The sequence below is a fragment of the Vibrio maerlii genome, from assembly GCF_003415655.1.
In the GTDB taxonomy this organism is placed as follows: domain Bacteria; phylum Pseudomonadota; class Gammaproteobacteria; order Enterobacterales; family Vibrionaceae; genus Vibrio; species Vibrio maerlii.
On sequence record NZ_QRHC01000002.1, the window covers coordinates 505,954 to 531,104 of the forward strand.

The window sequence follows — 25,151 nt, forward strand, 5'->3', positions numbered from 1 at the left end:
TTTATCCTTTCTACCTTAACCCCTTCTGCGTTTTACAAACAACCATACTAATTGCACTGATTTTGCCCGTCATGCACCAGAGTGGTTATCTGAATTTATTCGATAAAGAGTGGTTTTATTCTAACTTGTTGAAATGTAAGGTTTAAATTTCTTGGCATGTTAATTGGAATACTCACTGTAGTTTCGCAAGAGCATGATGTTAATAGCGCTAATCGCTTTATTAACGACAATTTGGCAATAGACATCTAGGGTTCCGGCTGCTGAGGCAGCGTCTGGGTCGAGAGTTGTCAACCTCGAAAGGGGTCACACGGAGGGATAGAAGCCCGGGAGATCAAACCAAGCCATTTGGTTGTGTCTCTTGTGCCGAACCCTAAGTGACTCATGGAGGAGATTCCAATGAAAGCTCAAATCAAGAAAAGCTTACTTGCATCAATTGTTGGCACCACACTACTCACTTCTGCCTTTTCCCCGCTTGCATTAGCTCAAGAAAAAGAGAAATTCACACTTGCGTGGTCTATCTACGTTGGGTGGATGCCTTGGGATTATGCAGACCACTCTGGAATTCTAGACAAATGGGCAGATAAGTACGGCATTGAGATTGATGTTGTACAGGTTAACGACTACATCGAGTCCATTAACCAATTCACCACAGGCCAGTTCGATGCGACAGTAATGACCAATATGGACGCACTGACGATCCCAGCAGCAAGCGGCGTGGATTCTACCGCACTCGTGGTCGGTGACTTTTCAAACGGTAATGACGGTATTGTTCTCAAAGGCGACAAAGGGTTAGAAGACCTGAAAGGCCAGTCGATTAACCTTGTCGAGCTGAGTGTCTCTCACTACCTGATGGCGCGCGCACTAGAAAGTGTGGGCATGAGTGAGCGTGATGTAAGAGTGGTTAACACGTCTGATGCCGACCTCGTGGCGGCATTTAGCACCAGTGATGTGACTTCCGTTGTTACATGGAACCCACTATTAAGCGAAATCACTTCTCAGCCAGACACTTCTTTTGTTTTCAACTCTTCCGATATTCCTGGCGAAATCATCGACCTGTTAGTTGTGAATACAGAGACATTAGAAAGTAATCCTGCGTTAGGTAAGGCATTGACGGGCGCATGGTATGAAATCATGTCGATCATGCAATCAGCAGAGCAGGGTGACGAAGCGAAGTCCTACATGGCGCAAGCATCGGGTACCGATCTGGATGGCTACAAGTCACAGCTTCAAGCGACCAACATGTTCTATGCCGCGGATGATGCAGTTAGCTTTACTCAAAGCCCTAAACTGGCAGCGACAATGCAGAAAGTCAGTGAGTTTTCGTTTGAGCATGGCCTATTGGGTGAAGGCGCTCCTGATGCGGGTTTCATCGGTGTAGAAACACCAACAGGCGTTTACGGTGACCCAAGTAACGTCAAGCTCCGATTTACCTCTGAGTACATGCAGATGGCAGCGGATAACAAGCTGTAATCTCACCATTCGGTCGTTGTAAATGGAGTCGTTATGACCAAAGTAATTAACCGCCATCCGTCTAAAATGGGCAGAGTGATGCTCGGTGTGATGCCATTTCTGATCCTGCTTGCCGTTTATGTGACGGCATCAGATGCCAGACTGGCAGCTAACTCTGCTGATAAGTTGCTTCCCGCATTCAGCAGTTTTGCTGATGCTATCGAGAGAATGGCGTTTACCCCAAGCCGCAGAACCGGTGAATACCTAATGTGGACAGACACCTTCGCCAGCCTAGCAAGACTGGGCTGGGGAATTGGTATCAGTGCCTTGATTGGGTTATCACTCGGCATCGCGACAGGCATTATTCCATTAGTGCGTTCTTCATTATCACCGGTCATTACAGCCGTTTCGTTGATTCCACCAATGGCGATTCTACCTATTTTGTTCATCTCTTTCGGCGTGGGAGAGCTCTCTAAAGTAGTACTGATTGTGATAGGCGTGTGTCCGATCATCATTCGAGACATTCAGCTGAGGGTGCAGAGCCTACCGGATGAGCAGCTTATTAAGGCGCAAACACTGGGCGCAAACAGCTGGCAGATCATTGTGCGTGTCATCCTTCCGCAAATTATGCCAAAGCTGATTGAAGCGGTTCGCCTTACGTTAGGTAGCGCATGGCTGTTCTTGATAGCAGCTGAGGCGATTGTCGCCACAGAGGGGCTGGGCTACCGCATCTTCTTAGTACGTCGCTACCTATCCATGGATGTGATTCTTCCATATGTATTGTGGATCACCATCTTGGCTTACAGCATGGATTGGTTACTGCGTTTAGCCTCGAAAAAGCTAAGTCCTTGGTATCACCAGTCACAAGGAGAGAACAATGGTTAATTTGCACACCACCAATGAAACCAAGCAGCCGATCATCCAAGTGAAGCAGGTGTGGAAAGAGTATGGCGACAACATCGTGCTTGAGCGTTTGAACCTGACCGTCAATGAAGGTGATTTTGTCAGCATCGTCGGTGCGTCAGGCTGCGGAAAAACCACCTTTCTCAATATGCTATTAGGGACGGAAACACCCTCAAGAGGAGAACTGTTACTAGATGGAGAACCATTAACCCAAGAGCCGGGTGTTGAACGAGGCATCGTGTTCCAGAAATATTCCGTGTTCCCCCATCTGACGGCTCTTGAGAATGTGATGCTCGGCTATGAGTTTGAGGAAAAAAGACTTTCTAGCACCTTATTGGGTCGACTGTTTGGCGCTAAGAAGCAACAAGCTAAAGAGCAAGCACTCAAGATGCTTGAGCAGGTTGGCCTGTTAGCGGCTCAAGATAAATACCCACATGAGTTATCCGGCGGTATGAGACAGCGCCTCTCAATTGCTCAGGCGTTAATTAAGAAGCCAAGGATTTTACTACTCGATGAGCCGTTTGGCGCACTTGATCCGGGCATTCGCAAAGACATGCACGTGTTAGTGAAGTCCCTTTGGAAAGAGCAGAACCTAACGGTATTCATGATCACGCACGATCTCAGCGAAGGCTTCCATTTAGGTAACCGGTTATGGGTGTTTGATCATACTCGTCACGACGAGCAGGCCCCGGAGCGTTTTGGTGCGCAGGTGACGTTTGATATTCCAACCGAACAGTTGGAACACACTCAACCAGAACAACTTCTCAAAAAAATCGCATAAGGATTAAAACATGTCAGTAAAACAGGAAGTGATATTTTCAGACACTCTACCTGGGGCCGCACACTGGTCTATGGTGGTGCCAAAAGGTCGAACGGTAAGGTTTAAAGACCTAGAAGGCGGCGCAAATCTCAGTGTGTTGTTTTACAACCCAGCCAACCCATTGGAGCGATACAACGCGCCAGATACCTTGAAATGCCAACATACGTTCAAGCTTACAGAAGGCAATTGTTTGTACTCAGACATGGGGCGCATCTTCTGCTCGATTGTTCGCGATGATACCGGTTGGATTGATACGGTGTGTGGCGTTGCCAGTAAGCAAAAGGTCGCAGAAAAGTGGGGCGAGCGTGATTACCAAACCGAACGTAATCAGTGGAAACAAAACGGCTATGATGCACTGCTGGTTGAGGTGGCTAAATATGGTTTAGGTAAGCGTGATTTGGCGGCGAACTTAAATCTGTTCAGTAAAGTCTCGACCGATGAAGTGGGCAACCTGAGTTACGACCCACAGCATAGCAAAGCAGACGACTGTATTGAGCTGCGCTTTGAGATGGATACGTTAGTGGTGATGACCACATGTCCGCATCCCCTTAACCCTGCAGAGACTTATCCATATCAACCTGTTGAGGTCACGGTGTTTGAATCAGATCCAATGCTTGAAAGCGACACTTGTTTGAATCACCGCAAAGAGAACGCACGAGGTTTTGAGAACAATCGCCGTTATACATCGACGACCCAGCAAGGCTTCGATACTTCTTCCCACCACCATCATTGCTAAAGGAGTCAAGCATGATCGTAGAAAGCCCATTACAGCCAAGTGAAGCCCTGTATCGTGATGTCGTTCCAGCTGGTGATTACTACATGAAAGTGCTCAAGAAAGGGCAGACGTTTCGTATTCTCGATATCGATGGCAACCAAGCGGCAGATACATTGTTTTATAACGCTAATGACCCATCTGAGCGCTATAGCGCCATCGATACCATTCGTGAGCAGGGGAATGTTTACCTAACGGCAGGTACTAAGATCTTATCTGACCAAGGCAATGTGATGCTCGAAATCGTCGCAGATACCTGTGGCCGACACGATACCCTTGGCGGAGCGTGTGCGACTGAGAGTAACACTGTGCGCTATTCATTGGATAAGAAATGCATGCATGCATGTCGTGATAGTTGGTTATTGGCTGTTGCGGAGAATGAAGAATTTGGTATGTCGAAGCGTGATATTACCCATAACATCAATTTCTTCATGAATGTGCCTATCACCCAAGAAGGTGGTTTGAGCTTCGCTGATGGCATCAGTGGTGCGGGTAAATACGTAGAGCTCAAAGCTCATATGGACACCATCGTTCTAATGTCGAACTGCCCACAACTGAATAACCCGTGTAATGCCTACAACCCAACCCCGGTTGAAGTCATTGTCTGGGAATAATTATTTGGCAATAACATCAGCACAATAGCTGAGAAAAATGAGCAAGGGACGACCCTAATACATGCTCTTTGTTTTTCCGGGACGACCCGGATTTTAGGGACGAAATTATGTTTAGTAAGGTGTTAATTGCTAATCGTGGTGCCATTGCCTGCCGAGTTATCCGTACATTAAAACAACTCAATATCGGAAGTGTGGCTGTTTACAGTGAGGCTGACGCTCAAAGTCTCCATGTCGTTGGCGCTGATGAGGCCTACTCTTTAGGTCAGGGTGGCGCAACCGAGACCTACCTTGATCAAGACAAAATTATCACTATTGCCAAAGAGTCGGGAGCGCAAGCCATTCACCCTGGCTACGGCTTCTTGAGTGAAAACCCTGAGTTTGTTGAACGCTGCGAACAAGAAGGATTGGTCTTTTTAGGACCAACAGCAGAACAAATGCGAGCGTTTGGCTTAAAGCACTCTGCACGTAATATCGCAACTCAAGCGAATGTGCCACTACTCCCTGGTACCGACTTATTAAAAGACAAGCAACAAGCACTTCAAGAAGCAGAAAAAATTGGCTATCCAGTCATGCTAAAAAGCACTGCGGGTGGCGGTGGTATAGGCATGCAGTGCTGTTTTACAGAGCAAGAGCTCGACGATGCTTATGATAGCGTGAAGCGATTGAGTGAAAACAATTTCAGTAACAGTGGTGTGTTCATTGAGAAATTTATCCAGCAAGCGCGCCATATTGAAGTTCAGATTTTTGGTGATGGGCAAGGCCATGTGGTGGCGTTGGGTGAACGTGATTGCTCCGCGCAGCGTCGCAACCAGAAAGTGATTGAAGAGACTCCTGCACCTAACCTCAATGATGAAACGCGAGTTAAATTACAAGATACAGCTGTACGCCTTGCGAGCGAAGTGAACTATCGCAATGCGGGTACCGTTGAGTTCGTATTGGACCAGCAAACACAAGCGTTCTATTTCTTAGAAGTGAATACCCGCCTACAGGTAGAGCATGGTGTAACCGAAGAAGTGTTTGGCGTGGATCTTGTTGAATGGATGGTTCGCCAAGGGGCAGAGCAGCTAGAGCTAGAGACACTGGGTGCTAATCTTAAATCACAAGGTCATGCTATTCAGGTTCGCCTTTATGCCGAAGATGCCAACAAAAACTTTCAGCCATGTGCAGGCTTATTAAGCCATGTTGAATGGGCGGAGCAAGAGAATCTGCGCATTGAGCACTGGATAGAAGCGGGCGTTGAAGTCTCACCATTCTTTGACCCGATGCTGGCTAAGGTGATTGTTCATGAGGCTGACAGAGACACAGCACTTGCAGAGCTCAAGCGAAGCCTCAATACGAGTACGATCTACGGCATAGAGCATAACAAGGCGTATTTGAGCCAACTATTAGCCAGCGAACTGGTGAAGAAAGGTGAGGTGCTAACGCAATCCCTCAATACTTTTGAGTTCAAACCCAATACCTTCGACGTCATCAGTGGCGGAACCCAAACGACGATTCAAGATTACCCAGCTCGTACAGGTTATTGGGACATTGGCGTGCCTCCATCTGGCCCTATGGATGCGCTCAGCTTCCGTTTAGGCAATACACTACTTGGCAATGAAGCATCATGCGCAGGCTTAGAAATCATCGTTTCTGGCCCAACGCTTAAATTTAATCAAGAAACAAGAATCGCTCTGACAGGTGCAGCCATCCAAGCCTCGTTGGATGGTGAGCCAATTGAAATGAATACCGCCATTGAGGTTGAATCAGGCCAAACGCTTAAGCTCGGTAAAGTCTTTGATGGTGCTCGTACATACATTGCGCTGCAAGGTGGGATTGATTGCCCTGAATATCTTGGTAGCCGCTCAACCTTCACGTTAGGTCAGTTTGGTGGTCACGCAGGACGTGCTCTGGTAGCGGGGGATGTACTTCATATTGGCCAAACAGCTCAGACAACAAAGACCGACGTATCTTCTGTAGTTCAGCCAGAATTTAACGGTGAATGGCAGATCCGCGTAATTTACGGCCCTCACGGTGCACCAGATTTCTTTACTCAAGAGGATATCGATACCTTCTTTGATGCCGAGTGGAAAGTGCACTTTAACTCAAGTCGCACAGGTGTTCGCTTAATCGGTCCTAAACCTAACTGGGCTCGTTCTGATGGTGGCGAGGCAGGGCTTCACCCATCCAACATCCATGACAACGCGTATGCGGTGGGCACCATCGATTTCACGGGTGACATGCCAGTTATCTTAGGTCCAGATGGCCCAAGCCTCGGTGGTTTTGTCTGTCCTGCGACGATCATTAAAGCCGATCTTTGGAAGATGGGGCAGCTTAAAGCGGGAGACAAAATTCGATTTACCCCGGTATCGGTAGAAGATGCGGAGCTTGCCGAACGCGCGCAGCTTACTCAGATTGAAACGGGTGTTATCGATGAAATGACATTGCCTACCGCAGAGCTCGATTCTCCGATCATCAAGACTATCCCAGCAAGCCAATACGGTGAACAAGTGGTTTATCGTCCAAGCGGTGAGGATTACCTGCTGGTGGAGTATGGCCCGCAGATGCTCGATATTCGCCTACGTTTCCGAGTCCACGCATTGATGCTAAAGCTTCAAGATAGAAAGCTGGCTGGCGTAGAGGAGCTGACACCAGGTATTCGTTCCCTACAGATTCATTACGACAATTTGCTGTTGCCAAGAGAGCAATTGCTTGACGAGCTCGAAGCGATAGAAGCAACGCTTGATAACATTGATGAACTCACTGTCCCTGCTCGTGTTGTGCATGTGCCGCTGTCTTGGGATGACGAAGCGACGCGACTGGCGATCCGTAAATACGATGAAGTGGTGCGTAAAGACGCGCCTTGGTGTCCGGATAACATTGAGTTTATCCGTCGAATCAATGGGCTTGATTCTGTAGACGACGTAAAGCGCATTGTGTTTGATGCAAGCTATTTAGTCATGGGGCTAGGGGATGTCTATCTAGGTGCGCCAGTCGCAACGCCAATGGATCCACGACACCGTTTAGTGACTACAAAGTACAATCCTGCTCGAACTTGGACGCCTGAAAATGCGGTCGGCATTGGTGGCGCGTACATGTGTGTCTATGGAATGGAAGGTCCGGGTGGTTATCAGTTTGTCGGTCGAACTCTGCAGATGTGGAATCGCTACCGTCAAACAGAAGCGTTTACCAAGCCTTGGCTGCTGCGCTTTTTCGACCAGATAAAGTTCTACGAAGTGAGTGCTGAAGAGCTGCTCGATATTCGTGAGAAACACCCGCAAGGGCACTACCCAGTCAAGATTGAGGAGACAGAGTTCTCTCTTGAAAGCTACCAATCACTTCTAGATGAGCATTCCGATGAAATCAAGTCGAGTAAAGCTCGTCAGCAAAAAGCATTCGAAGAAGAAAGACAACGTTGGGAAGACTCAGGGCAAGCGAATTTTGTTGCAACTGAACTGGAGCAGTCGAGCGTCCAAACTGAGCTAGAAGAGGGTCAGGAAGCGATAGAAAGCCATGTGGCCGGTAATATTTGGCAGGTGTTGGTCGAGCCAGGCCAAACGGTGAAAGAGAATGACGTTGTGATGATTCTGGAAGCGATGAAAATGGAGCTTGAAGTCACCGCGAGTGTTTCTGGTGTGGTCGATTCAATTTGCCATGACGCAGGTGCTCAAGTACATGCGGGTGAGCCACTTCTTGTTGTAAATACTTGTGCAGCATAAAGATTCTAAGGATAGAAGAAGATGACAGATTCAACGAAAAATCAGCAGGCTGCATCGGAGCCAATGACCATTCGTGGCTTACATGAGGCGTATCGTAGTGGTGAGCTCAATGTGGAACATTTTCTAAGAAGCAAACTTGAACAGGTTCGAGCGGATCAATCCAATGCTTGGCTCTCAGTTATTTCTGACCAGCAACTGGATGATTATCTATCCGAATTGGTGACTCAAGATATTGATCAGTTCCCTTTGTTTGGCGTGCCTTTTGCGATCAAAGACAATATCGATTTACATGGGCTGGATACTACAGCGGGCTGTGATGCCTACCGTTATCAACCCTCTGAATCGGCCTATATAGTTAAGCAGCTGATCAAGGCTGGTGCAGTGCCTTTAGGTAAGACGAGCCTTGATCAGTTTGCAACCGGTTTAGTGGGGACACGCAGTCCTTGGGGAGCCGTGAACAACAGCTTTGACGCTGACTATATTTCAGGTGGTTCAAGCTCTGGCAGTGCAGTCTCTGTCGCCACCAACCAAGTTTACTTTGCATTGGGTACAGACACTGCCGGTTCAGGTCGCGTACCTGCTGCCTTCAATAACCTCTACGGCTTGAAGCCAAGCAAGGGGCTGTTAAGCTGTAGCGGTGTCGTTCCTGCATGTCGTACATTGGATTGTGTGACATTCTTTACCAAAAGCGCAGAAGATCTGAGTCGGCTCTATCAAGTAGGGACGAGCTATGATGAGAGCGACTGCTATGCGCGTTATGCGATTGAGCAAGGGCTTGAAGTAACCACTCAGTTTTCTGGATTAAGAGTCGGTGTTCCATCTGAAGAGCAGCTTAAATTCTTTGGTAACGAAGAGTATCGTAAGCTCTACGCTCAGTCGGTGGCTCGCCTTGAGTCACTAGGTGCAGAGGTCATTCCATTCGATCTCTCGCCATTTATCGAGGCTGCCAACCTTCTCTACCAAGGTCCTTGGGTTGCGGAAAGGTATGCTGCGATTGAATCCTTCTTCAATAATAATCAAGAGCAGTGCTTGGATGTGATTCAAACCATTGTCGGCGGAGCTAAAGACCTTTCAGCAGCTGATACCTTTAAAGCCATGTATCAACTGCAAGCGTTTAAAGTCGAGTGCGATCAATTGATGGATGATGTTGATGCTGTGCTGACGCCAACCGCAGGCACCATCTACACCATCGATGAAGTGAACAACGACCCGATTGCTCTAAACAGCAACCTTGGTTACTACACCAACTTCATGAACCTACTCGACTACAGCGCGATTGCGATGCCTGCAGGTTTCACTGAAGCTGGGCTACCGTTTGGCGTCACCCTGTTCGCTCAAGCCTTCCAAGACGAAGCCTTGATTGCGCTAGGCAAAGAATGGCAACAGGTGATGAACTTACCTTTGGGTGCGACACTGGTTGAGCTTGATGGCGTTGAAAGTGTTGATTTGCTGGTATGTGGTGCTCACATGAAAGACCTGGCACTTAACCATCAACTCATAGAATTAGGTGCGAACTTTAAGCTGCGTACTACCACATCAGAGAGTTATTCTCTGTACTGTCTTGCGGGTGGACCACCACTGAGACCAGGCCTAGTACGCAACCCAAACCAAGGCCAAAAGATAGAAGTCGAAATTTGGCGAGTGCCGAAAAAACAGTTGGGAGCATTATTGGTGCAAATTCCACATCCTCTGGGCTTGGGTAGTGTCGAGATTGATTCTGGTGAATGGGTAAAAGGCTTTATCTGTGAAGGGATTGGAATCGAAGGGGCAACCGACATCAGCAAAACCGGCGGATGGCGCTATTTTCTTGAAGAAATCTAACCGAGAGAAACACCTAAGGCTAAGCTAACTTGCTTAGCCTTTTGGCTCTTCAGCTTTGTACGCAATTTACAATGTAAATGATACTGGTGATGAAATCATAAATGTGATGTTGCTGATTGCAAAGTGTTCAATTTAATGCGTATACTTGCCCCATCACTTCTCTAGGAGACTACGCCATCATGAATAACTAAACCTGTTTTCCATATTCATCTTTTTTGGAACCTCAGGGTTAGTAGGCGTAGCTTATCTGTGCTCTTTCGAGCATCTTAAATACTTAAAATTGTTTTTGGATCATTGCTGTATCTAGAGTTTATCTAGCTTTGGCTTAATGTATCTATCTACGTCTATGCCCCTGTCTACAGGAGGCACATATGCCAGCATTTCAGGCAAATAATATCTATTTTGAATTTGAGAACGGAGATCGTCTTCTCAATAACATCAGCTGCACCATGAACCAACGCCGAGTCGGTTTGGTTGGACGAAATGGTGTCGGCAAGTCATTACTGGTTTCTATTTTAACCGGTCAAAAGCTGCCTAATAAAGGTAGCGTGACTATCCGTAGCCCGATCTCGGTGTACCAACAGCAACCATCAGAACTACTCAATAAAAACAGCACTATTGCTCAATACTTAGGTGTTGAAGCCGTGTTGGCAGCAATTGAGCGTATTGAGCTAGGAGAGTGTCACCAGGAACTGTTCGACCAAGTTGCTGAGCAATGGGACTTACCAGACAGATTGCACAAGCAGTTGAACTCATTGGGCTTGCCGCCAAACTTACACCACTCATGTTCAAACTTGAGTGGAGGCCAGTTAGCAAGGTTGCAACTCTGGAAATTGTTCAATGAAGCTGAGGGTTTGTTGGTTCTCGATGAACCGAGCAACCACTTGGATGAACCCGGTAAACAGTGGCTGATTGAGCGAATGCGACACTTTGAAGGAGAGATTCTGTTAGTCAGTCATGACCGAGCTTTGCTGCGCGAGATGGGACAAATCTGGCAGCTGAGCACACTCGGATTAAAACAGTATGGTGGAAACTACGATGTTTATCATCACGCCTTTCAGCAGGAAGTTGAAGCGGTTGAGCGTAACCTGAATCACCTTAAGTCTCAGCAGAAGCAGTTACAGCGACAGGCTCAAATTGCTCAGGAGCGTGCAGAGCAGCGAGCATCTCAGGGGAACAAGCTGCGCCGTTCAGGTAGCCAGCCCAAGATTTTACTGGATGCAATGAAAGACAAAGCAACCGCATCGACGTCTAATCGCTTAAAGAACGAAGCTGGTCGTGCAAAGCTGCTCGATAATCAAAGAAAAGAGCTAGAGAAACAACACGAGAAGTTAAAAGCTCAAAAGCTTCACTTGCACTCACAAAGCGAACGAAACCAGAGTGTGTTGCGTGTGCAGGATCTTCAATTGAAACATGGCTTCTCTCACCCGCTTTCTTTTTCGATGGATACTCAGTGTAAATGGCATCTGGTTGGTAGAAATGGCTGTGGTAAATCGACCCTACTGCACACTTTACTTGGTGAGTGTGAGTTTAAAAGTGGAGAGGTGCAGCGCAATCGACGCCTGTTTTTACTCGATCAGCACTATCAGTTACTCAATGGTGAGCAATCGATACTTGATTGCTTTCGTCACTACTGCCCCGATAAGAGTGAAGTAGATATTCGAACCCTATTGGCAGGGATTGGCTTACGCCGAGAACGAGTGAATAACTTAGTTCAATCCTTGAGTGGCGGCGAAAAAATGAAGGTCGCAATGCTCATTGCTAGCCATCAACCTGAGCAACCCTTGCTGCTTCTCGATGAGCCTGATAACCATCTGGATATTGAATCGAAACAGCTACTTGCCGCCGCGTTACGGGACTATCAAGGTGCGTTTCTTCTCGTGTCACACGATACGGATTTTGTGGAAGAAGTGGGAGTGAATGGCGAGTTGGTGTTGGAGGAATGAAGCTCCAGACCCTAGAAATAAGGTTAGGCTAATGTAAGAGCTTAGATAGCCAGATAACTAGATCGCTTCGCTGCTGGAAAACTGGATATCTAGATTCTTTAACCTACCGCACTAAAAAGGGTTGAGGTTAAACGTCAACCCTTCAAAATTCTCTAGTTCTCTAGTTCTCTAGTTCTCTAGTTCTCTAGTTCTCTAGTTCTCTAGTTCTCTAGTTCTCTAGTTCTCTAGTTCTCTAGTTCTCTAGCTCTTAACCTATCGCTCACCCTGAACTTCAAACTTGTCACTGATAAGGCGGGCTTTACCATCCGCTTCCACAACCCAGTGCTCGCGGTGAACGACACCAAAGGCTTTGTTCATCGTCCAGCTAGAAGTCAGGATGTATCCCTCATCTTCATGCTCTTCCCAAGTTACCTCTGTGTAATCAACGTCTTTAAAGCCTTGGTCGATGATGTTCTGCCAAAATGCTTGGATTGCTTCGCGGCCCTCAAAAGTACCAAATGGTAGCGCGTGCATCACGCAGTTCTCATTGTATTGAGCAGCGCAGCCTGTGGCATCTTGATTATTGAAAGCGTTTTGCCAAGCTGCAATACCTGCTTTACATGCGTCTAATTGATTCATCTTACTGTTCCTTAATCTTTGAATATGTAGTGATCATAGACTTGGGTTTAGTGTTGAAAAACAGATATATTAGAAATGACTGTTTAGAAAAATAGGACAATAAGATGAATCGTTTAAGGCAGATGTCTATTTTCGCTCATGTTGTCGAGCAAGGATCGATCTCTGCTGCGGCAGACTATCTGGATCTTTCAAAATCTGTGGTCAGTCAGCACTTAAAAACACTAGAGAATGAACTAGGTGTCGTACTACTGAAAAGAACTACGCGTAAACAGGTTCTCACCCCGACAGGAGCCGCGTTCTATCAAAAATGTCGAGCTATGAATTCCGTTGTCGATTCGGCATGGAGTGAAGCGCAAGATGCTTTGCAGCAACCATCGGGTCGAGTTCGAATAACTGCGCCCAATGCGTTGATGGAAACCTTAGTGACACCAGCGATGGCGAACATTCTTCAGTCCTATCCGAAGTTATTACCTGAAATCATCAGCAGTGATGAGCAGCTTGATTTTTATGAGCATGATATCGACTTAGCCATTCGCGTTGGAACATCGAAAGACAGTAACCTTAAGCAGCGTCGATTGGGGGCATTTAAAGATGTGTTGTGTGCGAACGCAACGGTTAAGCGTGCTGAAATTTTGCCGTACATCGCGAATGCATGGCAGGGAAAGCACATTGTCCATCTGTTCAACTCAGAAAATGGCGATCAAAAGCAATTTGAAGCAGAAGCCCGCTGCGTAACGAATTCATTTCATAGTTGTTTGTCGCTGATTCAGTCAGGTGTGGGGATGGGGTTAGTGCCTGATTTTTATTTGAACAGGGTGGGTTCCAGTTTGCAGCCAGTCTTTCCTGGTTATCATTTGCCGAGTAATCCGGTATATGCCCTGACTCCATTTAACAATCATATACCTTTGTCGGTAGAGGTGTGTATTCAAGTCATTGAGACCCAGTTAATGGAGGTTATGGGCAGTGCTCAGCAATAGGCTGAACTCTAACCTTTGCAAAAATGACAAAAATCTTTTGTGATTTTCTCTCTCAATGATCTTTGTTTGAATCGATAAAATGCCTGCAACAGAAATAGAGAGGGTAATCCCATGACAACTGCATTATTTCAACCGATTCAACTTGGTGACATTACTGCAACCAACCGTATTGCAATGGCGCCGATGACACGCTCGCGTACCACTCAGCCGGGTGATGTGCCAAATGAGATGATGGCGACTTATTATAAGCAACGCGCAAACGCAGGCTTGATTGTGACCGAGGGTTCACCAATCTCGGCAGTTGGTCGTGGTTACTCAATGACTCCAGGTATCTATACTCAAGATCATATCGATGGTTGGAAGAAAGTGACGTCTGCGATCCATGAAGCAGGCAGCAAAGCGTTCATCCAGCTATGGCATGTGGGTCGTCGCAGCCATTCAACAATTTCAGGTGAGCAACCGCTAGCACCTTCAGCAATCAAGGTGCCGGATCAAGTGTTTGGTCCACTACCTGAAGGTGGTTTTGGCATGATTGAAACACAAGAGCCAAAAGCAATGACACAGCAAGATATCGACAATACGATTGCTGATTTCGTTCAAGCGGCGAAGAACTCAATCGCAGCGGGCTTTGATGGAGTGGAGATCCATGCTGCACATGGCTACTTGTTCGATACCTTCATGCGCCTTGAAAGCAACCAACGTGATGATCAATACGGCGGTAGTCAAGAAAACCGTATTCGCTTTCTGAGCGAGACGCTAGAAGCAGTGTGCGACGCTATTGGTAGCGACAAGGTAGCGGTGCGTGTGTCGCCACACGTGATTGAAGGCTTTGCGGATGAAGATCCAGAAATCATCGAGGTGATTCTTAAAGCACTAGAAAAAATGCAGCCGATGAACCTAGCCTATGTTCACTTTTCAGAACGTATCTCTCGTTATGTTGAGGTGCCGGAATCATTCCGTAAGCAAGTGCGTGAAGTGTATTCAAACCGCATTATGGTTGCAGGTAAGCTGACTAAAGAGAGCGCGGCGACGCTGCTGAATAATCAGTATGCTGACCTAGTGGCATTTGGTACACCTTATGTGACTAACCCTGACTTGGTTCAGCGCTTCTCAAATGATTGGCCTTTGGCTGAGTTTGATGCCGATGCGCGTCTGACTTTGTACGGTGGTGATGAGAATGGTTATATTGACTACTCAGAGTACCAACCTGCGTAGTCGTTGAATCCCTGAAACAACAAAGCCCCTAAAGTGTCCTTCACAGATCGCTTTAGGGGCTTTCTTTATTCTTAGCGCTGAGATTAGTCGATGATCGTCACCTTGTTGATCTTGATTGTATCTAACGGTACGTCTTCATGTCCTTTCTTCTTGCCCGTCATTGCTTTACCAATGTTGTTCACCACTTCCATACCTGCCGTTACTTTACCAAATACAGCATAGCCCCAACCTTGATTGGTTTTTCCTGTGTAATTAAGGAAGTCGTTGTCATCTAAGTTGATGAAAAACTGAGAGGTTGCGGAATGCGGTGCATCAGTACGTGCAAAGGCAATGGTACCCGTTAGGTTCTTCAAGCCACGGTTTGCTTCATTCACGATAGGAGCGTGTGCCTCTTTCTCGGTCATATCTTCCGTATGACCACCACCTTGAATCATGAAGCCATCAATCACGCGGTGAAAGATCGTGTCTTCATAAAAGCCTTCTTGGCAGTAGCGTAAGAAGTTTTTTGAGCTCACTGGCGCTTTGTCCAAGTTAAGCTCAATTTCGATGTCGCCATAAGTGGTCGATAGGATGATCATGAAGTTATCGCCTCTAAAATGTGGGATTAGGGTAATTTGATGCTAAGTGTACCCTACACCTTGGCAGCACGCACACTTGGTCTAGGTTTACACTGTAAATGATGGGTTGTATGAGATTAACGGTCGAGTTTATGCAGCAGGCTTTGTTTCACAACTGGCCACTCAGAACTGATGATCGAAAAAATGACCGTATCTCGATAGCCACCATTCGGCATCTTTTGGTGATTGCGTATCACACCGTCTTGTTTGGCACCTAAACGATCAATAGCGGTTCGTGAAGCTTGGTTGTGCCAGTGAGTGGTGAATTGCACCGCAATGGCGTCAAGTATTTCAAAGGCATGGGTGAGTAGTAGTATCTTGCATTCCGTATTGACCGAAGAGCGCTGGTAGCTTTTTGAATACCAGGTATAACCAATTTCTACACGTTGATTCTTACTATCCGCAGTGCAGAAACGCGTAGAGCCAATGATCTTTTGGCTCACTTTGTCGACCACAACAAAAGGTAGGGCAAGTCCTTCGCTTTGCTGTCTTAATGCTTCATCAATATACGCATGAACGTTATCTTGATGAGGTACAGAGGTATACCAAAGCTTCCATAATTCACCATCACTTGCTGCTCTCACTATATCGTCAGCATGATCTTTCCGCATAGGTATCAGTTTGACTGAAGTGGACTCCAACTCCGTTTCTTTTAACCACATGTTCTTTCCTTAGATTAATTTTACAAATTGGGCTTTTCAAACAAGTAAAAACCGTAGCCCATGGTGTCTCGTCCCCACTTTAAGTAGCCATCTAACCAGCGGTCAATGTGCGTCTTTCTTGCGAGCAATTGATCATTGTTTGGGGATTGCTGTAATAGCTTACGGTTCTTAAGTTTATGACTCCACTCAAAGTTATCCCATTCGTCTTGATTACTTGAGGTGGCGTATATCAACTCGAAGCCGTGTTCTTTTGCTTGCACCACATTGCCTCGAAAGTCGTGATAGACGCCAACTGGCTCGCCAATAAATGCTAAGTACTCATCGCTCGGTTGCTGTTTCCAAAAACCTTCGCCAATCAGGAGTAACCCACCTGGTTTAAGTAGATCATAGGCTTTCTTAAGCGTGTTCTGGTACGCATCACGGCCACTGCCAAGCGCATGAGATGAGCCATTACAAATCATAAGGTCGTAGTGATTGGTAGCAAGTTCAGTGTTGTTGATGTCTTGCGCTAAAAACTGTGCTTGAGTGTTGTTAGGTAGAGACTTGGCTTGCTCAATAGCAAGCTCAATGAGTTCGGTATTAAGGTCAAAGCCGACACCTTGAGCCTGATACTTATCGAGGATTTTGAGTAACAACTTACCATTACCACAACCGATCTCTAGCACATTGGCGTTGTGAGGAAGGTTGAGGATTGAAATGAGAGTTTGTTCTTTCTCTGAGCCAAGGGGGCTGTTGTATTCCATTAATAGAGGTCTCCATGATTATCTTGTGCCAAGTTGGCATTATTTGTTGAGCACGGCAACCTCTACCTAGAAACAATATGATATTAATCTCGCTTGCGCTTAAATGTGCTTTGCACCATCTGTCCTAGCAGTACTTCGCTCTTTTCTAGCTCAAAGTTAAGTGGCTCAACAAGGTTGCCAAACAGTGGCGAGCCTCCGCCTAGCAAGGTTGGGATAGTCGAGATGATCAACTCATCAATCAGATCTTGTTTGAGGAAGTTTTGAATCGTTACACCACCATCGATGTAGAGCTCTTTGTAGCCTTGCTGGTGGATCTGATTTAACACTGCTTTAAGTTCACCGTTAACTAGATAGATCTTGTCCTCGTAACCTTCTGGAACTTCAGTAAGAGTATTGCTGAGTACGAATACAGGTTTTGGATACGGCCAGTCGACATCAAAACTGAGAATAGTTTCTAGCGTGTTTCTCCCCATTACGAGAGCATCAACGCGTTCAAGCAATGGGCCAAAGCCGGTGTCTTGATGATCAGGATTTGGAATTGCATGGAGCCAATCAAGACCACCCTCTTTATCCGCAATATAGCCATCTAAGCTGGTGGCGATGAAAACGATATTCGACATGGCAACTCTCCTGAAGAGTGAGATTGGAATCTGAATGAGTATGAATTATAATTTATTCTACAATGTAGAATATCTTTAGATTCTAGCGAGAGGAACGAATGACTGTCAAGACGAAAAAGCGTGGGCGACCGACTGCGGATAAACCTGCTTTGTCTATGGAGAAGATCTTGGAACAGGCGAAGATGTTGATGCAAAGAGAGGGAAAAATACCCAGTATCAGGAGGTTAGCTTCAAGTCTTGAGGTCGATGCAATGGCGATTTATTACTATTTCACTAATAAAGCTGAGTTGCTGGAATCCATCACTGTTTCTCTGGTAGAAGATATTTATGAGCCATACACACAGATTCAACGATCATCATGGCGACTTGAATTGCAACGCTTGTGTGAGAGTTATCTGGGGCTTTTACAGCAGTATCCTGGATTGCTGGAAACTCTCCTTTCGATGGAGTCGTTAGGTCCTGCGCAAATCTTCACTCAACGCTTTGAGCAAGTCATCTCACCATTGGCTCTGAGTCAACAAGACAAAGACAATGCTATTTCTTTGTTGGCTGACTATCTTCATGGCTATGCGTTGGCGTTAAACTGTCAAAAAGCGGGTGCGACATTGACGTTGGAGCACCTAAAGGGACCATTAGAACTGTACTGTACGGGATTGGAAGTGAAGAGCGATGAATCAGATTAAAAAGTTCTACCCCGTTAAAGGCCAACCGTGTGAGGTTATCGATTTTGTTAAGCAACACGACGAAGCAGGCCCTTATGGAGAGCCTTATCTAGGGCCCCATCGCCACGAATATTGGGAACTGGTTTGGTGCTTGGACGACACAGGTGAGCAGCAGATTGATTTTATCGACTACCCAAATAAGAGAGGTCGTATATTTACCATCGCTCCAGGACAGGTGCATCAATCGGCGGATATGGGCAATCAGGTCCGCTTGATTTCGTTTACACCGGGCTTTATCGAGACAGATCACCGCAGTACTCAACTAGTGGAATCTACATTTGGTGTGCACGAAGACCGCCTCCCTTATTTGGATTGCAGCGAAGCCGGTATCGAGTACTTGTCACCTATCTTTAAAATGCTCATTGATGAAAGACAGCGAGAGGATTGTGACTGGAGTTTGGTTGGGTCACTCGTACACTGCTTCTTACGTTATGTATTGCGATTTTCTGTTTCTGAGATTTCCAGGTTAGATAAGAAAGACGCCCGTGTCTCACAGCTTATCAGTTTGATCGAACAGCATTACAAGACACATAAAAAGTGTCAGTTTTATGCTGATGAGCTGGCTTTAACCAGCAAGCGTCTTAACGAGATCGTAAAAGCAGACAAGGGTAAGACCGTCACTCAACTGATTCATGACCGTCTGATTCTTGAAGCCAACCGCAGGCTAATTTTCTCTACCAAAACCATCAAACAAATAGCCTTTGACTTAGGCTTTGACGATCCAGCCTATTTTAGTCGTTTCTATCGCGGGCAAATGAACGAAACCCCCGCTGAATTTCGCTTTAGATGTGCAGATAATGCAACATAACGGGCGGATAATCCCTTTCTTGTGGTCGTTTAGGTGAGGATAATACCCGTCGATTTTATGGTATTGTCCTACCTGAGTAACCAATAATGACGATAAACCTCAAAACTGACCCGGTTTCCAAATCTTTTTATCAATACTTGTGGCCCGCACTGACGGGGATGGTGATCAAATCACTGTTCATCATGGGTGATGCTTGGTTTATAGGCCAAGGGGTTGGGGCAGATGGCTTAGGGGCAATCTCTTTAACTGTACCTGCGTATTCTATTTTCACTGCAATAGCGATGATGATAGGTATTGGTGGGGCAGCCTTTATGTCGATTGAGGTGGGCAAAGGTAACCTTAAGGTAGGCCAAACGTTACTCACGCAATCTTTGCTGATTACAGCTGTGATTACCTCGATTGGTGTTGCTTTGGCTATGTATAACCTTGATGCGATGTTCGCGATGATGGGGGCGAGTGGCAACATCGCAGCGCTGGCGACGGAGTATTTGTCAGTGATGCTACAGTTTTTCGTGCTGTATGCATTGGCATGGGTACTCTCTTGTTTCGTTCGCAACGACGGTAACCCTAAATTGGCCACCTATGCGATGTCACTCGGTGCGATTCTCAACTTAGCCCTGGACTACCTATTTGTACTCGAATTTGGCTGGGGGATGGCTGGTGCGGCATACGCGACCGGTATTTCTCAGCTCGCGATTGCTGGTATCTTATTGAGCCACTTTGTGCGTCAACAGGGACGTCTCAAGCTTGTCTTGGAAGGGGTAGGGTTTAGCCAAACACGCAATATTCTTCAAATTGGGTTGCCAATATTCTTTATTGAAGTGACTTCAGCAATGACCATTGTTTTGTTCAACTATGTGCTACTGCACTACTTCAGCGAGAATCATGTAATTGCTTACGGCATGATGCTAAACGTTGGTGTGTTAGCCTTGTTTGTGATGGTAGGGATCTCCCAAGCTTGTCAGCCAATTATCAGTTTTAATCACGGTGCGAACCGTCCACATCTTGTGGATGAAATTCTGCGTTTAGGGCTCAAAGCAGCAATAGGCAGTGGTGTAGTTTTTCTTGTGGTGGTGTGGTTGTTTTCATCTAATATCGCTGCGCTTTATTTAGGTGAACAACCGGAATTGATTGCGCTCTCTGCAACATCGCTGAGTTTCTACTTTTTTGGTGTGCCATTAATGGGTTTCAATATGGTGGTGGCGAACTTATTTCAAGCGACTGCAAAGCCGATGCAAGCGACGGTGATATCACTGGCTCGTGGCTTTATCTTCGTCGCAATAGGTATTGTTACACTACCTCTATTCTTTCCTGAGGACGGCGTGTGGGCGAGCGTCTTGTTTGCTGAGGCTGTCACGGCTTTGATGAGCCTTGTCATGCTGAGAGCCTATCAACGTCAGAATAACTATCAACCAGCTGTCGCCTAAAGTTTCTAACGCGATTTCTTAAATATCGAGGTTGGAGTAAGAACACGCTAGGTTAGTAAATTTCATATTTGCTTCTACATTAATACTCATAGCCATGCTGAAAAATCAGTATGGCTTTTTATTTACGCCATTACATTTAAGGATAAATGATGAAGAAGTATCTGATTGCGATCTTAGGTTGCTTAGTAATGAGCTCCTTTTCCGCCATTGCCAGTGAGAGTCTGGTTCGAGTCGAGAGCCCATATTCTGTCGACGAGACGGTGAATCGATTTGAAGAGATTGCTCAAAGCAAAGGCTTGAGTTTGTTTGCTCGAATTAACCATCAAGAAAATGCTAGCAAAGTCGATCTAGACCTAAGACCCACTCAGGTGATCATCTTCGGTAATCCCAAGGTCGGGACACCGCTCATGCAGTGTGCTCAAACCATGGCGATAGACCTGCCGCAGAAGGTATTGGTTTATGAAGACGCAGAAGGCAAAGTGTGGCTCTCCTACAACAACCCTGAGTACCTCAAAGAGCGTCATTCAATAGAAGGGTGCGATAAGGTGATAGGTAAGGTTTCTGGCGTGCTGAGTAAGCTATCACAAGCCGCTGTAGCGAAGTGATGAATCGCTGAGCATTACGACTACAATTACAATCTTAGAAATAAAAAACGGCTTGGTGCAAAACACCAAGCCGTTTGTCGTTTAGGGGATTTGTATTTAACCCAAACTTACAGGCCGTAAGTCATGTGCGTGCTGTAGAACAGAGCGCGACCGATGAGCTCAGAAGCCAGTACAAGTACTAGCGCAACCGTTAAGTTGATAGGGTTCACTGTTGATTTGTTAATCATTGGTAGTGCCCAAATCAGTAGGCCCGCCATCAATAGAGCAACCTGAACACCAAGGTACATACCAAGTCCATCAACAAGCTCAGAAGCCTTCACTACTGATGTTTGGATGTCACCTAGTAGGTTTGCTTTGCCCATAGTTACAACAAGGCTTGCCGCCACAGCGATAACCGCAATCATCATGATGTTGCGGTCAACTGAGAAGCGTGTATCGTCTGCCGATACAATTACAAGCTGAGAAAGCAGCAGACCAGCTACAACCATTGTCATGACAAAGCTCATAGGCGTGTAGATGTTGAACCAAGTTGGAACAGTATCAATCATGTATACGCTCACCATCGCATGCATGAAGATAGCACCGAGCACCATGGCTACTACCATGAGTAGTTTTTGGATGCCTGCACCGCCTTTCTTCAACACAGACAGTAGCCACTGAAGACCACCCACCGCAAAGAATGCCGCGCCGAAGAACACTTCGTTAGACAGCCAAGCTGTTCCGAGTTGATTGAACGCATTGAATGCACGCAGAGGCGAACCTAGGTGCGTGGTAGAGAACAAGAAACCCAAGCCCATGATCGCCCACAGGAAGAACATCGGTACTTTGTAGCTGTTGATCTGCTCTTCATCGTGACCTTTTACCAAAGCACGTGCGCTCACTAGTAAGTAAGCACCTACTGCAGTTTGCGCGAATACCGTAAAGAAGATCAAAGAATACTCATGAAAAATCATCTTAAACCTCCTTAGGGTTTGCTAGGAAGCCACTAGTATCACCAGTAGGCTTAGAGTTTTTGTTTAGCTTTAGAACGATGTTTGGCAGCGTTAGGTTTGATGATGGCAGTGGAGCCACATCGGCTGTTGAACCGTACTTCTCGCGCAGTGTATTGATTTCACCAAACTCAAGTGCACGCAGTGGACAAGATTCAACACAGATAGGTTGCTTACCTTCAGCCACACGCTCGTAACAGCCGTCACACTTAGTCATGTGACCTTTCTCTTTATTGAACTGTGGCGCGCCGTAAGGACAAGCATTCGCACAGTGTTGACAACCGATACACACCTCTTCGTTAACCACAACCAAGCCGTCTTCGTCACGCTTGTGCATTGCGCCTGATGGACACACTTTCACACACGCAGGTTTGGTACAGTGGTTACACGCGATAGAAAGGTAGTAAGAGAACACATCTTTCTGTACCCAAGTGTCACCATCTTGTACAAAGCCACCACCTGCGTATTCATATACACGACGGTAGTTACGCTTCACGTCGAGGTCTTTGTAGTCTTTACAAGCAAGCTGGCAAGTCTTACAACCTGTGCATTTACTTGAATCAATGTAAAAGCCGTATTGTTTCATTCCAACCTACCTTATGCTTTCTTAACTGCTTTGATTTGAACAAGGTTCGTATGCTGAGGGTTACCCTTAGCAAGCGGACTTGGGCGCTGAGTGGTGAGTACGTTGATTGAACCACCGTGGTCAACCTTTTTGCCATCTGGCGCGTACCATGCACCTTCACCCAAAGCCACAACGCGCGGAAGAATACGCGGTGTTACCTTAGCTGGAATATGAAGCTCACCACGGTCGTTGTAGATCGCGACCATGTCGCCGTTTTCGATGCCACGCTCGGCTGCATCGATTGGGTTTATCCAGACCTCTTGACGAGCAACGGCTTTGATTTCTGCAACGTTACCGTAGGTTGAGTGACAACGCGCTTTGTAGTGGAAGCCCGTCAATTGCAGTGGGAACTTCGCTGTAAGTGGATCGGTGTGACCTTCTTTTGATTCCACATAGATTGGTAGTGGGTGAATCACGTCGCCCTCTGGTAGAACCCATTCTTTCGCGATGTTTGCTAGCGCTTCAGAGTAGATCTCAATCTTGCCACTTGGAGTTTTCAGTGGATTTGCTTCCGGGTCTTTGCGGAATGATTCGTAAGCAATGAAGTGACGATCGTATTGACGCTTGTAAATGCCAAGCTCTTTCATCTCTTCGAATGTTGGCAGTGATGGGTCTTGCTTGCGAGTTTCAGCGTAAAGGTGCTCAATCCACTCTTCTTGTGTGCGACCTTCTGTGAACTCTTGCTCTACGCCCATGCGCTTCGCAATTTGAGAACACATCTCGTAGATGCTCTTCGCTTCAAACTGAGGCTCAATCGCTTTTTGTGCGTAGATGAAGTAAGGCGCATTCGATGCCTTAGTATCCATTGCCCAGTCATCTTGCTCAGACGTTGTTAGGTCAGGCAGGATGATGTCTGCGTATTTCGCTGAAGAGGTCATGTGGTTATCAATCACCACAATCATTTCACACGCTTTGTCATCTTGTAGGATGTCATGCGTACGGTTGATGTCTGCATGCTGGTTAATCAAACAGTTACCCGCGTAGTTCCAGATCATCTTGATTGGGTTTTCTAGACGCTCGGCACCGCGTACACCGTCTGTCTTGTCTGTCATCTCATGGTGACGGTGAATAGCGTCAGTCCATAGGAACATAGAAATAGAGGTTGATACTGGGTTTGGAACCGTTGGGAAGCGAACAAACGGAATGTTGATGTCACTTTCACGAGCACCTGTTGAACCACCAGAAACGCCCACAGAACCAGTTAGTAGTGATAGCATCGCGATTGCGCGAGAGGCAATTTCACCATTGGCAGTACGTTGTAGCCCCCAACCTTGGTGGATCGCACATGGCTTGTTGTTACCCATTTCACGAGCCAGCTTCACAATGGTATCCACTGGGATGCCTGTGATCTTCGATGCCCACTCTGGTGTTTTCACTACGCCATCTTCACCTTTACCTAGGATGTAAGACTTGTAGTCGCTGTTTGCTGGCGCTGAACCTGGAAGAGTCTTCTCGTCGTAACCAACACAGTATTTGTCTAGGAACGGTTGGTCGACCAAATCTTCCGTGATCATCACGTAAGCAAGGCCAGCCACAAGAGCAGTATCTGTAGAAGGACGAATTGGGATCCACTGATCTTCACGGCCACCGGCTGTATCGGTGTAGCGAGGGTCAATGATGATGGTTCTTACGTTGGACTTGTTCTTGCTCTCAACGTAGTGGTGAATCAGACCGCCACCAGACATACGAGTCTCGGCAGGGTTGTTACCAAACTGAACATTAAGCTTTGCATTTTGTAGGTCAGAGAACGAGTTGTTAGCTGCCCAACCACCATAGGTGTAGCTCAAACCTTTTGCGATTTGTGCTGTAGAGTAGTCACCGTAATGGTTTAGGTAGCCACCACAAAGGTTCATAAGGCGTGCAATCAGCGTCGCTTTTGGCGGCCAAGACTTAGTCACTGTGCCACCTAGCGTACCTGTACCGTAGTTTAGGTAGATAGAGTCGTTGCCGTAATCCTTGATAAGACGTTGCATCGTGCCAGAAACTTCATCGTAAGCTTCTTCCCAGGTAATACGCTTGAATTTACCTTCACCACGTTTACCGACACGCTTCATTGGGTATTTTAGACGGTCAGGGTTGTAAACACGGCGGCGCATTGAGCGACCACGCAGACAAGCACGAACTTGCGTGTTTTCACCGTAAACATCGCTACCGGTGTTATCGGTTTCGACGTATTTGATTTCACCGTCTTGTACATGCATACGCAGTGGGCAGCGAGAGCCACAGTTTACGGTACATGCGCTCCATACGACTTTCTCGTCGCTACTCATGCTCTCAGCAGCGGAAACCGGTTTTGATTTGAATGGTAAGCTAATCCCGCCCGCTAATGCGGCAGCGCTACCTACTGCCGAAGATGCTTTGATAAAGCCTCGGCGAGTTAGGTTCATCACTCCAGATGCATTTTTATTTTTAGTCATACAAAGATGCCTTTTATGTTAGTTATAAACGGCACTCTATAAGCAATGGGTTACAGTGCGCTAACCCTAAAGGATAGGTAGTT

The 25,151-nt window shown here is 46.5% G+C and carries 22 protein-coding genes and 1 riboswitch; of the genes, 14 read left to right on the plus strand and 8 right to left on the minus strand.

Features of this window, described 5'->3' with window-relative positions:
* Nucleotides 1–234: 234 nt before the first annotated feature.
* Nucleotides 235–332, plus strand: a riboswitch (guanidine-I (ykkC/yxkD leader).
* Nucleotides 333–396: 64 nt separating this feature from the next.
* From DPF91_RS03260 to DPF91_RS03295, 8 genes are all read left to right on the plus strand, one after another.
* Entirely contained in the window at nucleotides 397–1,470 is a 1,074-nt protein-coding gene (locus DPF91_RS03260) for a putative urea ABC transporter substrate-binding protein (RefSeq protein ID WP_241033747.1), read from the plus strand.
* A 33-nt stretch (nucleotides 1,471–1,503) separates the two neighbouring features.
* On the plus strand, nucleotides 1,504–2,334 hold the full coding sequence (locus tag DPF91_RS03265) for an ABC transporter permease (RefSeq protein WP_117232990.1): 831 nt from the start codon (nucleotides 1,504–1,506) through the stop codon (nucleotides 2,332–2,334).
* Nucleotides 2,327–3,133 carry an ABC transporter ATP-binding protein gene (locus DPF91_RS03270; RefSeq protein WP_117232991.1) on the plus strand — a complete coding sequence of 269 codons (807 nt, stop codon included), beginning with the start codon at nucleotides 2,327–2,329 and terminating at the stop codon, nucleotides 3,131–3,133. Before DPF91_RS03265 ends, DPF91_RS03270 begins: the two co-directional genes overlap by 8 nt.
* Before the next feature lie 10 nt (nucleotides 3,134–3,143).
* Nucleotides 3,144–3,908, plus strand: a complete 765-nt coding sequence (locus DPF91_RS03275; protein ID WP_117232992.1) for an urea amidolyase associated protein UAAP1 — start codon at nucleotides 3,144–3,146, stop codon at nucleotides 3,906–3,908.
* An 11-nt stretch (nucleotides 3,909–3,919) separates the two neighbouring features.
* On the plus strand, nucleotides 3,920–4,558 hold the full coding sequence (locus DPF91_RS03280; RefSeq protein ID WP_117232993.1) for an urea amidolyase associated protein UAAP2: 639 nt from the start codon (nucleotides 3,920–3,922) through the stop codon (nucleotides 4,556–4,558).
* 107 nt (nucleotides 4,559–4,665) lie between these two features.
* Nucleotides 4,666–8,256, plus strand: a complete 3,591-nt coding sequence (gene uca / locus DPF91_RS03285) for an urea carboxylase (protein ID WP_117232994.1) — start codon at nucleotides 4,666–4,668, stop codon at nucleotides 8,254–8,256.
* A gap of 21 nt (nucleotides 8,257–8,277) precedes the next feature.
* Nucleotides 8,278–10,077, plus strand: coding sequence for an allophanate hydrolase (gene atzF / locus DPF91_RS03290; RefSeq protein WP_117232995.1), 1,800 nt, complete (start codon nucleotides 8,278–8,280; stop codon nucleotides 10,075–10,077).
* A 371-nt stretch (nucleotides 10,078–10,448) separates the two neighbouring features.
* Complete coding sequence (locus tag DPF91_RS03295; RefSeq protein WP_117232996.1) at nucleotides 10,449–12,023, plus strand: ATP-binding cassette domain-containing protein; 1,575 nt, start codon at nucleotides 10,449–10,451, stop codon at nucleotides 12,021–12,023.
* Nucleotides 12,024–12,275: 252 nt separating this feature from the next.
* On the opposite strand, the gene DPF91_RS03300 is transcribed toward DPF91_RS03295, so the two are convergent.
* Nucleotides 12,276–12,641, minus strand: a complete 366-nt coding sequence (locus DPF91_RS03300; RefSeq protein ID WP_117232997.1) for a YybH family protein — start codon at nucleotides 12,639–12,641, stop codon at nucleotides 12,276–12,278.
* A gap of 104 nt (nucleotides 12,642–12,745) precedes the next feature.
* On the opposite strand from DPF91_RS03300, the gene DPF91_RS03305 reads away from it, so the two are divergent.
* Nucleotides 12,746–13,618 (plus strand): LysR family transcriptional regulator, encoded by an 873-nt coding sequence (locus DPF91_RS03305; protein WP_117232998.1) that lies wholly within the window; start codon nucleotides 12,746–12,748, stop codon nucleotides 13,616–13,618.
* 111 nt (nucleotides 13,619–13,729) lie between these two features.
* Nucleotides 13,730–14,833 carry an alkene reductase gene (locus tag DPF91_RS03310; RefSeq protein ID WP_117232999.1) on the plus strand — a complete coding sequence of 368 codons (1,104 nt, stop codon included), beginning with the start codon at nucleotides 13,730–13,732 and terminating at the stop codon, nucleotides 14,831–14,833.
* A gap of 83 nt (nucleotides 14,834–14,916) precedes the next feature.
* On the opposite strand, the gene DPF91_RS03315 is transcribed toward DPF91_RS03310, so the two are convergent.
* From DPF91_RS03315 to DPF91_RS03330, 4 genes are all read right to left on the minus strand, one after another.
* Complete coding sequence (locus tag DPF91_RS03315) at nucleotides 14,917–15,411, minus strand: peptidylprolyl isomerase (protein ID WP_117233000.1); 495 nt, start codon at nucleotides 15,409–15,411, stop codon at nucleotides 14,917–14,919.
* Nucleotides 15,412–15,527: 116 nt separating this feature from the next.
* Nucleotides 15,528–16,112 (minus strand): GNAT family N-acetyltransferase, encoded by a 585-nt coding sequence (locus DPF91_RS03320; protein WP_117233001.1) that lies wholly within the window; start codon nucleotides 16,110–16,112, stop codon nucleotides 15,528–15,530.
* Nucleotides 16,113–16,132: 20 nt separating this feature from the next.
* The gene (locus DPF91_RS03325; protein ID WP_117233002.1) at nucleotides 16,133–16,855 is read right to left on the minus strand and encodes a class I SAM-dependent methyltransferase; all 723 of its coding nucleotides are present in this window, start codon (nucleotides 16,853–16,855) and stop codon (nucleotides 16,133–16,135) included.
* 83 nt (nucleotides 16,856–16,938) lie between these two features.
* Entirely contained in the window at nucleotides 16,939–17,475 is a 537-nt protein-coding gene (locus DPF91_RS03330) for a dihydrofolate reductase family protein (protein WP_117233003.1), read from the minus strand.
* Between the two features lie 98 nt (nucleotides 17,476–17,573).
* On the opposite strand from DPF91_RS03330, the gene DPF91_RS03335 reads away from it, so the two are divergent.
* The 4 genes from DPF91_RS03335 to DPF91_RS03350 all read left to right on the plus strand — a co-directional run bounded on the left by DPF91_RS03335 (nucleotide 17,574) and on the right by DPF91_RS03350 (nucleotide 21,037).
* A complete protein-coding gene (locus DPF91_RS03335; RefSeq protein WP_117233004.1) occupies nucleotides 17,574–18,158 on the plus strand; it encodes a TetR/AcrR family transcriptional regulator in 585 nt (194 codons plus the stop codon).
* Entirely contained in the window at nucleotides 18,145–19,005 is an 861-nt protein-coding gene (locus tag DPF91_RS03340) for a helix-turn-helix domain-containing protein (RefSeq protein ID WP_117233005.1), read from the plus strand. The genes DPF91_RS03335 and DPF91_RS03340 overlap by 14 nt, the downstream gene beginning before the upstream one ends.
* A gap of 86 nt (nucleotides 19,006–19,091) precedes the next feature.
* Nucleotides 19,092–20,432: an MATE family efflux transporter gene (locus tag DPF91_RS03345; protein WP_117233006.1), complete on the plus strand. Its 1,341-nt coding sequence runs from the start codon at nucleotides 19,092–19,094 to the stop codon at nucleotides 20,430–20,432.
* Between the two features lie 146 nt (nucleotides 20,433–20,578).
* Complete coding sequence (locus DPF91_RS03350) at nucleotides 20,579–21,037, plus strand: DUF302 domain-containing protein (RefSeq protein WP_117233007.1); 459 nt, start codon at nucleotides 20,579–20,581, stop codon at nucleotides 21,035–21,037.
* A 107-nt stretch (nucleotides 21,038–21,144) separates the two neighbouring features.
* Here the strand turns inward: DPF91_RS03350 and DPF91_RS03355 are convergent, their stop codons facing one another.
* Genes DPF91_RS03355 through DPF91_RS03365 form a run of 3 tightly spaced genes read right to left on the minus strand, consistent with a single transcriptional unit; the run spans nucleotide 21,145 to nucleotide 25,068 of the window.
* Nucleotides 21,145–21,990, minus strand: coding sequence for a dimethyl sulfoxide reductase anchor subunit family protein (locus DPF91_RS03355; RefSeq protein ID WP_117233008.1), 846 nt, complete (start codon nucleotides 21,988–21,990; stop codon nucleotides 21,145–21,147).
* Between the two features lies 1 nt (nucleotide 21,991).
* Nucleotides 21,992–22,612, minus strand: a complete 621-nt coding sequence (locus DPF91_RS03360) for a DMSO/selenate family reductase complex B subunit (RefSeq protein ID WP_117233009.1) — start codon at nucleotides 22,610–22,612, stop codon at nucleotides 21,992–21,994.
* 11 nt (nucleotides 22,613–22,623) lie between these two features.
* Complete coding sequence (locus DPF91_RS03365) at nucleotides 22,624–25,068, minus strand: DmsA/YnfE/YnfF family dimethyl sulfoxide reductase (RefSeq protein WP_117233010.1); 2,445 nt, start codon at nucleotides 25,066–25,068, stop codon at nucleotides 22,624–22,626.
* Between the last annotated feature and the right edge of the window lie 83 nt (nucleotides 25,069–25,151).

Coding starts and splice junctions, on each gene's coding strand:
- DPF91_RS03260 (WP_241033747.1), top strand. CDS start 397: ATGAAAGCTCAAATCAAGAAAAGCTTACTTGCATCAATTGTTGGCACC.
- DPF91_RS03265 (WP_117232990.1), top strand. CDS start 1,504: ATGACCAAAGTAATTAACCGCCATCCGTCTAAAATGGGCAGAGTGATG.
- DPF91_RS03270 (WP_117232991.1), top strand. CDS start 2,327: ATGGTTAATTTGCACACCACCAATGAAACCAAGCAGCCGATCATCCAA.
- DPF91_RS03275 (WP_117232992.1), top strand. CDS start 3,144: ATGTCAGTAAAACAGGAAGTGATATTTTCAGACACTCTACCTGGGGCC.
- DPF91_RS03280 (WP_117232993.1), top strand. CDS start 3,920: ATGATCGTAGAAAGCCCATTACAGCCAAGTGAAGCCCTGTATCGTGAT.
- uca (WP_117232994.1), top strand. CDS start 4,666: ATGTTTAGTAAGGTGTTAATTGCTAATCGTGGTGCCATTGCCTGCCGA.
- atzF (WP_117232995.1), top strand. CDS start 8,278: ATGACAGATTCAACGAAAAATCAGCAGGCTGCATCGGAGCCAATGACC.
- DPF91_RS03295 (WP_117232996.1), top strand. CDS start 10,449: ATGCCAGCATTTCAGGCAAATAATATCTATTTTGAATTTGAGAACGGA.
- DPF91_RS03300 (WP_117232997.1), bottom strand. CDS start 12,641: ATGAATCAATTAGACGCATGTAAAGCAGGTATTGCAGCTTGGCAAAAC.
- DPF91_RS03305 (WP_117232998.1), top strand. CDS start 12,746: ATGAATCGTTTAAGGCAGATGTCTATTTTCGCTCATGTTGTCGAGCAA.
- DPF91_RS03310 (WP_117232999.1), top strand. CDS start 13,730: ATGACAACTGCATTATTTCAACCGATTCAACTTGGTGACATTACTGCA.
- DPF91_RS03315 (WP_117233000.1), bottom strand. CDS start 15,411: ATGATCATCCTATCGACCACTTATGGCGACATCGAAATTGAGCTTAAC.
- DPF91_RS03320 (WP_117233001.1), bottom strand. CDS start 16,112: ATGTGGTTAAAAGAAACGGAGTTGGAGTCCACTTCAGTCAAACTGATA.
- DPF91_RS03325 (WP_117233002.1), bottom strand. CDS start 16,855: ATGGAATACAACAGCCCCCTTGGCTCAGAGAAAGAACAAACTCTCATT.
- DPF91_RS03330 (WP_117233003.1), bottom strand. CDS start 17,475: ATGTCGAATATCGTTTTCATCGCCACCAGCTTAGATGGCTATATTGCG.
- DPF91_RS03335 (WP_117233004.1), top strand. CDS start 17,574: ATGACTGTCAAGACGAAAAAGCGTGGGCGACCGACTGCGGATAAACCT.
- DPF91_RS03340 (WP_117233005.1), top strand. CDS start 18,145: ATGAATCAGATTAAAAAGTTCTACCCCGTTAAAGGCCAACCGTGTGAG.
- DPF91_RS03345 (WP_117233006.1), top strand. CDS start 19,092: ATGACGATAAACCTCAAAACTGACCCGGTTTCCAAATCTTTTTATCAA.
- DPF91_RS03350 (WP_117233007.1), top strand. CDS start 20,579: ATGATGAAGAAGTATCTGATTGCGATCTTAGGTTGCTTAGTAATGAGC.
- DPF91_RS03355 (WP_117233008.1), bottom strand. CDS start 21,990: ATGATTTTTCATGAGTATTCTTTGATCTTCTTTACGGTATTCGCGCAA.
- DPF91_RS03360 (WP_117233009.1), bottom strand. CDS start 22,612: ATGAAACAATACGGCTTTTACATTGATTCAAGTAAATGCACAGGTTGT.
- DPF91_RS03365 (WP_117233010.1), bottom strand. CDS start 25,068: ATGACTAAAAATAAAAATGCATCTGGAGTGATGAACCTAACTCGCCGA.